Genomic DNA, 9,278 nt, shown 5'->3' with positions numbered 1-9,278 from the left:
GCAAGCGAGTAACCGAAGCGGCGATTCAGCACCGAAAAGACACGAGTCCATCACACATTGTTGGAGGTTAAGAACCGGACGTTATTGCCCGGTTTTTCTTACACTGGTAGGAAAGTATAAGAAAAAAATTTAAGGAAACGAGTATAAGTGGTTTGGTAGAACGCCGCGTCCTGCGGCTCACCGAACACTCTGGCGAAGCCGAGTTTTCTAACAAGTAAAGAAAGTTTGTGATTTTTTGTCACGCAAAAGACGGTGCATCAAACGCGCAGATGCTCTGGCGCCCGCGGTCGTGCCCTGTTGATGCAAGCAGCTGAAGTGTCGTTCAAGTACAGCGTTGATGAACGAAAAACCCAGCTTCCATTGAAAGTGAGTGAATACGGTGAAAGTGATTGTTGGTTTGGGAAATCCAGGTTCTGAATATGCCCATACACGACATAATATAGGTTTTGAAGTGATTGATTATCTTTCCGAGCAGGAATCGATCCGCTTAACCAAGAATAAGTTTAATGCTCTGTTTGGCAAAGGAAAAATCGGTGATACTGATGTTTTGCTTGTGAAGCCGCTTACTTATATGAACGCATCCGGTGAAGCGGTCGGCCCGCTGCTGCATTTTTTTAAATTGGATACCGCCGATCTTTTGGTTATTCAAGATGACATGGATCTGCCAATTGGTAAGATTCGCTTGCGGCAAAAGGGAAGTGCAGGCGGTCATAACGGCATTAAATCCGTCATTCAGCATGTTGGTACTCAGGAGTTTGCACGCATCAAAGTAGGGATCGGACATCCGCAGCATACGCGTGAAGCGGTCGTTCGTTATGTATTGCAAGGCTTTCAAGGGGACGATCGAGCGGCGATTGATGCTGCCATCGAACGCTCTACTTCGGCGGTTAAGGCATGGCTGACGCAGCCTTTTTCGCAGGTCATGAACATGTATAACTCGAATAAGTAATTTTCCCCCAGGGCATAATCATAGAAGTTATTTTTTATAGAATCAGGTTCTGATGTAACCGTACAGGGCTTTGGCGTCTGCCAAAGCATTTTTCGGTTTCGTAACACAAGGCAAAGTGATCGCCAACGTTTCCGTTTCACTCGTTTTTCTTGGCAAATGATGCCGTTCAAAAAGAGCGATGGAAGCGAAGGCGATCGTATACGCATGAACAGGGCTCAGCCTGCGCCGGTGGCTTTGCTGAGCCAAGTCCTAGAAAGTGAGGTTAGCCGATGCTTGGGCTGAGCCAATACTATCAGCAAAAGATTAACGAAATACAGACCGTTCTTGATGGTTATCGGCAGGGGATGAAACAGCAGCTCGTGTCCGGACTGTCGGGAGGTGCAAAAGCACTGTGGATCACGGCACTTTATGAACAGCGAAACCAAACGACGGTTGTGGTGACCCATAACTTGTTTCAAGGGCAGAAGCTCTATAACGATCTAGAGGGGCTCATCGACGCAGAGGAACTGTTCCTTTATCCTGCAAACGATTTAATTGCTTCTGAGCTGGCAGTTGCCAGTCCTGAATTGCTGGCACAGCGTATTGATGTGCTCAACCACCTGGCACAGAAGAAAAAGGGATTAATCATCATACCAGCAGCCGGGCTGAAGAAACTGCTGGCCCCGCTTTATCTATGGAAAGCGAGCTTATTACACTTTGAAACCGGAAAAACGGTTCAATTGGATGAACTGCTGCGCAAGCTGACCGCAATCGGTTATGAGCGTGAATCGATGGTCACCGGACCCGGACAATTCAGTATTCGCGGCGGTATTATCGATATCTATCCCTTAACGGAGGAGCATCCGGTTCGTATTGAACTGTTCGATGATGAGATCGACTCGATTCGCTTCTTTGACAGTGAAACGCAGCGCTCGCTGGATATGATTCGCGGCACCGTTTTGATCGGACCTGCACGTGAATTGTTGCTCTATGATGAAAATTTTACGACAGCCGCAAAAGGCTTGGAAAGTGAACGGGCACGCGCATTGAAAAAGATGTCCGATCAGAAGGTAAAGGAACTGATCAATGAACATACCGAAGCCGAACTTGAGGCGTTAAGGCAAAATCAGCCTTTTAACGGAATGATCAAATATGCGACGTTATTCTACAGCAAACAAACAACGTTTCATGACTATTTGCCTGGGGATGCATTGATCATTTTTGATGAGATCAGCCGCATTCAGGAGATGGCGGAGCAGCTGGACCATGAGGAAGCCGAATGGCGTGTTGATCTGCTGCAGCGCGGGGAGCTCGTCGGCGATCTTCCACTGACGATGGAATGGCATGAATTAACCGAACGGCTCAATCAGCCGTTGCTGCTGCTCTCTTTGTTTCTTCGCTATCATGGACAGTTCCAGCCGCAGAATGTAATCAACATGACGTGTCGCACGATGCAGAATTTTCATGGGCAAATTCAGCTGCTCAAGACAGAGGCGGAGCGCTGGAAAAAAGGCGATTTTGCGGTAATCTTCCTTGCTTCCGATCCGGAGCGAGCGAAACGATTGGAACGTGTGCTGTCGGATTATGGTGTGCCGGCAGAACTTGTCGCTCCGGATACACTTCCGGTTCATGGAATCAATCAAATCACGGTCGGACAGTTTGAAAATGGCTTTGAACTGCCGTTGAAGAAGATCGCGGTCATCACTGAGCGAGAAGTATTTACCAAAAAAACAGCAAAGCCGGCAAGACGTGGGAAGAAACTATCCAATGCCGAGCGACTGAAGAGCTATAACGAATTGAACGTCGGCGATTATGTCGTGCATGTTGATCATGGGATCGGCCGCTACGCCGGAATTGAAACACTGGAAGTAAACGGCATTCATAAAGATTATCTTGAAATTATCTATAAGGGAAACGATAAACTTTACGTCCCGATTGAACATATCGATCAGGTTCAGAAATACGTTAGTTCAGAAGGCAAAGAACCAAAAATTTACTCGCTTGGCGGAAGTGAATGGAAGAAGGTTAAGAACAAGGCACGTTCATCCATTCAGGATATTGCTGATGATCTGATCAAGCTCTATGCAAAACGCGAAGCCAGCAAAGGGTATGCATTCAGCAAGGATGGGGCAGAGCAGCATGATTTCGATGCGGCTTTCCCTTATCAAGAAACCGTTGATCAGCTTCAGGCAATTGAGGAAATCAAGCGCGATATGGAAAAAGAAAAGCCAATGGATCGATTGCTGTGCGGCGATGTCGGTTACGGAAAAACGGAGGTCGCTTTGCGTGCGGCATTTAAAGCCATTGCCGATGGGAAACAGGTGGCGTTCCTTGTGCCGACGACTATTCTTGCGCAGCAGCATTTTGAGACAGCAAGTGAACGTTTTGAAGATTTTCCAGTAACCATTGGACTGCTCAGCCGTTTTCGTTCGCGGAAAGAACAAATGGAAACGCTTAAAGGTTTGAAAAACGGTACGGTTGATCTGGTCATCGGCACGCATCGCTTATTGTCTAAGGATGTTCAATACAAAGATCTCGGTCTGCTGATTGTGGATGAAGAGCAACGGTTTGGCGTCACGCATAAGGAAAAAATTAAACAGCTAAAGGCCAATATCGATGTATTGACCTTGACGGCAACACCGATCCCACGGACGCTGCATATGTCGATGCTTGGGGTACGCGATCTTTCAATTATTGAAACGCCGCCGGAAAATCGCTTTCCGGTTCAAACCTTTGTTATGGAATATAATGCAGCGCTGATCCGCGAAGCCATTGAGCGGGAAATGGCACGCGGCGGCCAAGTTTACTTCCTCTATAACCGCGTTGAGACGATTCAGAGAATGGCTGAGATGATCTCAAATCTGGTCCCGGATGCCTCGGTAACGTTTGCTCATGGTCAGATGAAGGAATCGGAACTTGAATCGGCAATGATTGACTTTCTTGATGGAAATGCGGATGTACTGGTTAGCACAACTATTATTGAGACTGGCGTTGATATTCCGAATGTGAACACATTGATCGTCTATGACGCTGATCGGATGGGGCTGTCACAGCTGTATCAGCTGCGCGGTCGTGTCGGTCGTTCAAACCGCGTTGCGTATGCCTATTTCACCTATCAGCGCGACAAGGTTATGAATGAAGTAGCTGAAAAACGGCTGCAAGCCATTAAAGAGTTTACTGAGCTCGGTTCCGGCTTTAAGATCGCAATGCGTGATCTGTCGATTCGCGGCGCCGGCAACCTGCTCGGCGCGCAGCAACATGGATTCATCGATTCGGTCGGCTTTGATCTGTACTCGCAGATGCTTCAGGACGCGATCGCCGAGCGTAGCAGCAAAGATAAAACGCAGACCACAGCACCGCGTCCACCTAAGGTAACGATTGAAATGGATACGGATGCTTATATTCCGGATGCGTATCTTAACGACTCGCTACAGAAGATTGATATGTACAAACGGTTCAAATCGGCCGAATCGTTGCAGGATATCGCCGAATTGCGCGATGAGATGATTGACCGCTTCGGCGATTATCCGCGTGAAGTTGCCGATCTGTTTAAAGTGGCTGAGATGCGTGTGCGTGCGAATACACTGATGATTGAGGAAATCAAACAGCAAGGTGCACAAACCACGATTATTTTTTCAGAGATGGGCTGGAAGTCGCTTGATCGTGAATCGCTATTTAAAGCGGTTAGCAAAATGGGCAATGGTGTTGCGCTCGGCAGCGAAGGGACAAAAATGAAAGTGACGATTAAACGTGATGCGCGTCATACCGAGCCGATGTTGAAGGAAGTTACGGAACTGCTTAGCGGTGTTGAGCGGCTGAAGAGCCCTTCAGAGAAAGCAGGTTAAATTTGGTGAATGATGCATAGTTCTACCAGGAGCGCAGATAATAATTCAAGGAATCAATCATTTTTGCGGAAGCGGAAAGAGAGGACATCCTTGAAATGAAAGCAACTGGTATTGTCCGCCGGATTGATGATCTTGGGCGGGTAGTCATTCCCAAAGAAATACGGCGCACGCTTCGTATACGTGAAGGCGATCCATTAGAGATTTTTGTGGATCATGATGGTGAAGTTATTTTAAAGAAATATTCGCCAATGAGTGAGCTTAGTGATTTTGCTAAAGAGTATGCAGAGTCGCTAGCAGAGAATTCAGGAAAACTGACCCTGGTTAGCGATCGTGATACGGTGATCGCTGTTTCAGGAGCTCCGAAAAAAGATTTTTTAGAAAAGCGGCTGCTTTCTGTCCCGGAACGATCAATGGAGCAGCGGCAGACCATTTCTGAGCAGAAACGCGGCGAACCCTTGATTGAAGGACATGAAAATTTGTCCGGGACTTACGTTGTAGCCCCAATTATTGCCGGTGGCGATCCGATTGGGACGATCATGTTGATTGACAAGGATCAGAAGGCTATCGGTGAAACCGAAGTGAAGCTTGCAGAGACCGCGGCTGGGTTCCTCAGCAGACAAATGGAACATTGAACCATAAAAAGAGGCGCGCCTGCGGCCTCTTTTTTGTGCGGGAAGAAAGTGTGTGATATTTAGTCACGCAAAAGACTGTCCATCAGCGAGCAGATGCTCGGGCGCCTGCGGAAGTAAGGAATAGGCGCGACTTTGTTTTTCTCAGTGTTTTAACGAATCCGTTGTTGGATCTGAACAAGGTGATTAATCCGTCTGAAGAGGAAAGATATGATATAATCCTATTTATAATTCTTGAGAAAAGCAGGAACATCTATGAATCAAGAGAACAAGGGAAGCCATCGCGTATGGAAGGGCGCACTGATTCTAACCGCCGCTGCATTATTGGTGAAGCTGATGAGCGCGTTGTACCGGCTTCCATACCAAAACTTTGCCGGTGACGTCGGCTTCTATGTCTATCAGCAAGTCTATCCGTTTTACGCGCTCGCTGCGGCACTCGGGACAACAGGTTTCCCGATTGTGGTTTCTAAATATATGGCAGAAGCATCCGGCCAACCTAAAGAGAAGGCTACAGTAGCGCGGCATGCCGGAATGGCCCTGCTGCTGCTCTGCGGTTTCTTTTTCGTCGGGCTCTTTTTCTTCGCTGATTTCTTGACTGCCATCATGGGCGACCGTCATCTGACCGGATTGATTCGTGTTGCTTCTGCGGCTTATTTGTTTGTGCCGCTGGTCGCCCTTTTGCGCGGAACGTTTCAAGGGAATGAAGAAAATATGTTGCCGACTGCACTGTCTCAGATTGGCGAGCAAACGATGCGGGTTTGTTTTATTCTCGGTGTATCTTGGTACTTGTTTGTTACTCATGGAGATCCCTACGCGTTTGGGTTTGCGGCAACCGCCGGCTCAGCTTTTGCGCCACTTGTGTCATTAGTGATCTTAATGTGCTTTGTGCCACAAAAAAAAGCTGCAGTCAAAAGGCTGCTGTTCTCATCGGATCATTCGGTTCGATGGCGATGGGTAAAAAAGTTGATGATCAGCGGGTGTCTGTTTTCCGTTCTTGCGGTGCCGCTGCTGTTCTTTCAGCTGATTGATTCGCTTACGGTACTGCGCCTGCTCGAACAGGGACAGGTTGCTGATGCGCGTGCGGTAAAAGGGATCTATGATCGTGCTTATATCTTGACTCAGTTCGGGATGATTGCGGCAACCTCGCTGACCGCAGCAATCGTGCCGAGACTCTCACAGCTTGCGGTGCAGCGTCAGCATCATGATTTTCGTATCGAAGCGGCACTCGCGCTCAAAATCAGCCTTGCATTTGGTGCAGCTGCAGCAGCCGGGCTTATGTCGATCAGCCGAGAAGCGAACATCATGCTTTTCAGGAACGCGAACGGAACGCTTGCCTTCGCCCTTGCTGCGCTGACGATGCTCACCCTGTCGCTGATGCTGACCGCCTCAGGAATTTGGGAATCGGCCGGGAAGCCATGGATGCCTTTTTTTTGCTTGATTGTCGGTGCGAGTGCGAAAGCGGCGGCTAACGTTCTGCTCATTCCCCGCTTTTCTATTGTCGGCGCAGCACTGGCAACGTGCACGGGTACGCTTATCGCAGCCGGATTGAACGTGTTTTATTTACAGCGTGCCGGTTTGACGCGTGCGTTTTCTTGGTTGATGCTGGTTAAGCTGGCGTCGGCGATTGCCGGGATGACACTTTCCGTTTTTGTGTGGAAGCAAGCGATGTACAGGGTTACAGAACCGCTAGCCTCGCGACCGGCAGCAGCAGTATGCGCGCTGTCTGCCGCTATGATAGGCGGTGTGGTTTTTGTTGCTCTGATCTGGTTTTTTCGTTTTCTTGATGCGCGTGACTTGGCACGGATTCCTTTTTTAGCGACATTGACGAAGCGCAGAGACCGTACGGAGCATGATGCAGAGGCGGCACATCGATCATCGAAACTGTGAACCATGGCCCACATATGATAAAATGGGACAAATAAGGCAACAGCTGGGAGTAGCGGAAATCACGATTAATGATTTGGAGGGTTTTTTCATGAATAAGAATGAACTTATTAATAAAGTAGCAGACAAAACAGGCATTGCGAAAAAGGATACCGAGGCTATCGTTAATGAAGCATTGAGCCAAGTGATCGAAGCGTTGAAACAAAATGAAAAAGTGCAACTCGTCGGATTCGGTACATTTGAAGTACGCGAACGTGCCAGCAGATCAGGACGCAACCCACAAACGGGCGAAACCATTACGATTCCGGCAACACGCGTACCCGGATTCAGAGCGGGAAATAAATTTAAGGATGCAGTGAAAAAATGAGATTAGATAAATTTTTAAAAGTTTCCCGTTTAATTAAGCGGCGAACGGTAGCGAAAGAACTTGCCGATCAAGGGCGTGTCGACATTAATGGACAGCCGGGAAAGGCGAGCACGAATGTTGCGGTCGACGATGTGCTGACGCTGCACTTTGGGCAAAGACCGATGACGGTTCGGATTCTCCAGCTTAAAGAGGTTGTTAAAAAAGAAGAAGCGGCTTCGCTCTATGAAGTGGTGCAAAAATAACACGCCTTTCGCTTAAGTTCTAAATGGGACAGCTCCTTCATAATGTAAGAATTAGAGGAGGGGAGTCCATTGAGTCAATTCTATTCGTCGCCAATCCCTAATAAAGACAAGCCAGTACAAAATCAGAACATTGTGGTGAAGGACCGAAAGTCGATTGAGATCACCGGTGTGAAACATGTAGAAAGCTTTGACCATGAAGAATTTCTGCTTGAAACCGTGCTGGGTTATCTAACTGTTCGGGGTTCGGGTCTGAAAATGCAGAATCTGAATGTTGATCAGGGACAAGTTTTAATTGAGGGGCATATTATTGAAATCAGTTATCTGGATGATCAGGGCGGAGAAGCGCACAAAGGCTTCTTCAGCAAGCTGTTTCGATGACACTGGGAGAACAATATGCGACGCTCATGCTGATGATTGTCATGGGCATATGGTTTGGCGCCTCTTTTTCCGTCTATCAGCATTTTGTTCATCCGAGGAAAGGGCGCCGTTGGATTCTGCTCATTTCAGACCCTCTCTTTTGGATCGTACAAGCGCTGTTGCTCTTTTCATTTCTGCTGCCGATGAATGAAGGTCAGCTGCGTCTTTATTATTTCCTGGCCATTGCGCTTGGTTTTTCCTTTTATAAAGCGCTCTTGGAGAGGCCTTTTATGCGGCTTTTCGGCAAAATAGTCTTTATGGTTGTCCGAACAGGGCGGTTTACGGCAAAATCTGTCTATCGTTTATTGATCTATCCGATCTTTTTCCTATTGATGCTTACGTATAGATTGTGTAGAATGACAGTAAACACTGCGATAAGAATTGTGCTCTTTCTGCTTGCTGTTCCTTTGAAACTGCTAAGAGGCATCATCCGGATGATTCTTCCGGACCGTTTTCTCCTGTTTGTAACAAAGAAACAAATACAGATCCGGCAAAAAATTGGGCAGTGGATATCACTTCTTGTGAAGCGGAAATGATCGGGGGGAATAAAATGGAAAGTGCGGGCGTTGAGCGGGTTACTCGGCTGCAAAATAATTATCTGCAGTCACATGAGTTGAATGAAAAAAGAAAAAGAAAACGACAAAAAGGATTAATGCGGCGTTTGCTTGCTTTCCTTGTGGTTTTCGCTCTGCTTAGCACCTTCATGATTTCCTCATTGATTTCACAATCTCACCAAATTAACGAAGCCATGCAGACCAAAAAAGGTTTGCAAAAGCAGCTGAACCAATCGAAGCATGAGGCGTCCGACGTGAAGAAACGAATTAAGCTGCTTCATGATAAGGACTATATTGGCGAAATCGCCAGACGTGATTATCTATTATCGAACAAGGGTGAGATTATTTTTTCAAAACCCGCTCAGACCAAGGATTGACAGGCACTTTTTTTGCTATGTATAATAATATAATT

General features: G+C 47.3%; 9 protein-coding genes. All 9 read left to right on the top strand.

The annotated features are described in order from the left end of the window. The first annotated feature begins 379 nt into the window (after nucleotides 1-379). Nucleotides 380-949 (top strand): aminoacyl-tRNA hydrolase, encoded by a 570-nt coding sequence (gene pth, locus SIN01_RS12790; RefSeq protein ID WP_010027193.1) that lies wholly within the window; start codon nucleotides 380-382, stop codon nucleotides 947-949. 269 nt (nucleotides 950-1,218) lie between these two features. Further along, nucleotides 1,219-4,773 carry a transcription-repair coupling factor gene (gene mfd / locus SIN01_RS12785; RefSeq protein ID WP_010027192.1) on the top strand — a complete coding sequence of 1,185 codons (3,555 nt, stop codon included), beginning with the start codon at nucleotides 1,219-1,221 and terminating at the stop codon, nucleotides 4,771-4,773. A gap of 95 nt (nucleotides 4,774-4,868) precedes the next feature. After that, on the top strand, nucleotides 4,869-5,405 hold the full coding sequence (gene spoVT, locus SIN01_RS12780) for a stage V sporulation protein T (RefSeq protein ID WP_010027190.1): 537 nt from the start codon (nucleotides 4,869-4,871) through the stop codon (nucleotides 5,403-5,405). A 252-nt stretch (nucleotides 5,406-5,657) separates the two neighbouring features. Then, nucleotides 5,658-7,289: a putative polysaccharide biosynthesis protein gene (locus SIN01_RS12775; protein ID WP_010026606.1), complete on the top strand. Its 1,632-nt coding sequence runs from the start codon at nucleotides 5,658-5,660 to the stop codon at nucleotides 7,287-7,289. Nucleotides 7,290-7,377: 88 nt separating this feature from the next. Further along, nucleotides 7,378-7,653 carry a non-specific DNA-binding protein Hbs gene (hbs, locus tag SIN01_RS12770; protein ID WP_010026607.1) on the top strand — a complete coding sequence of 92 codons (276 nt, stop codon included), beginning with the start codon at nucleotides 7,378-7,380 and terminating at the stop codon, nucleotides 7,651-7,653. Further along, nucleotides 7,650-7,895 (top strand): RNA-binding S4 domain-containing protein, encoded by a 246-nt coding sequence (locus SIN01_RS12765; RefSeq protein ID WP_010026608.1) that lies wholly within the window; start codon nucleotides 7,650-7,652, stop codon nucleotides 7,893-7,895. Before hbs ends, SIN01_RS12765 begins: the two co-directional genes overlap by 4 nt. Before the next feature lie 69 nt (nucleotides 7,896-7,964). Further along, nucleotides 7,965-8,273, top strand: a complete 309-nt coding sequence (yabP, locus tag SIN01_RS12760; protein ID WP_010026609.1) for a sporulation protein YabP — start codon at nucleotides 7,965-7,967, stop codon at nucleotides 8,271-8,273. Then, on the top strand, nucleotides 8,270-8,848 hold the full coding sequence (gene yabQ / locus SIN01_RS12755) for a spore cortex biosynthesis protein YabQ (protein ID WP_010026610.1): 579 nt from the start codon (nucleotides 8,270-8,272) through the stop codon (nucleotides 8,846-8,848). The genes yabP and yabQ overlap by 4 nt, the downstream gene beginning before the upstream one ends. A gap of 14 nt (nucleotides 8,849-8,862) precedes the next feature. Beyond that, a complete protein-coding gene (locus SIN01_RS12750) occupies nucleotides 8,863-9,243 on the top strand; it encodes an FtsB family cell division protein (RefSeq protein WP_047035477.1) in 381 nt (126 codons plus the stop codon). Nucleotides 9,244-9,278: the final 35 nt, after the last annotated feature.

Origin of the sequence: Sporolactobacillus inulinus (assembly GCF_006539285.1) — a bacterium.
In the GTDB taxonomy this organism is placed as follows: domain Bacteria; phylum Bacillota; class Bacilli; order Bacillales; family Sporolactobacillaceae; genus Sporolactobacillus; species Sporolactobacillus inulinus.
The sequence above is the reverse complement of the archived record's forward strand: the minus strand, read 5'-3'. Positions and strand labels throughout refer to the sequence as shown.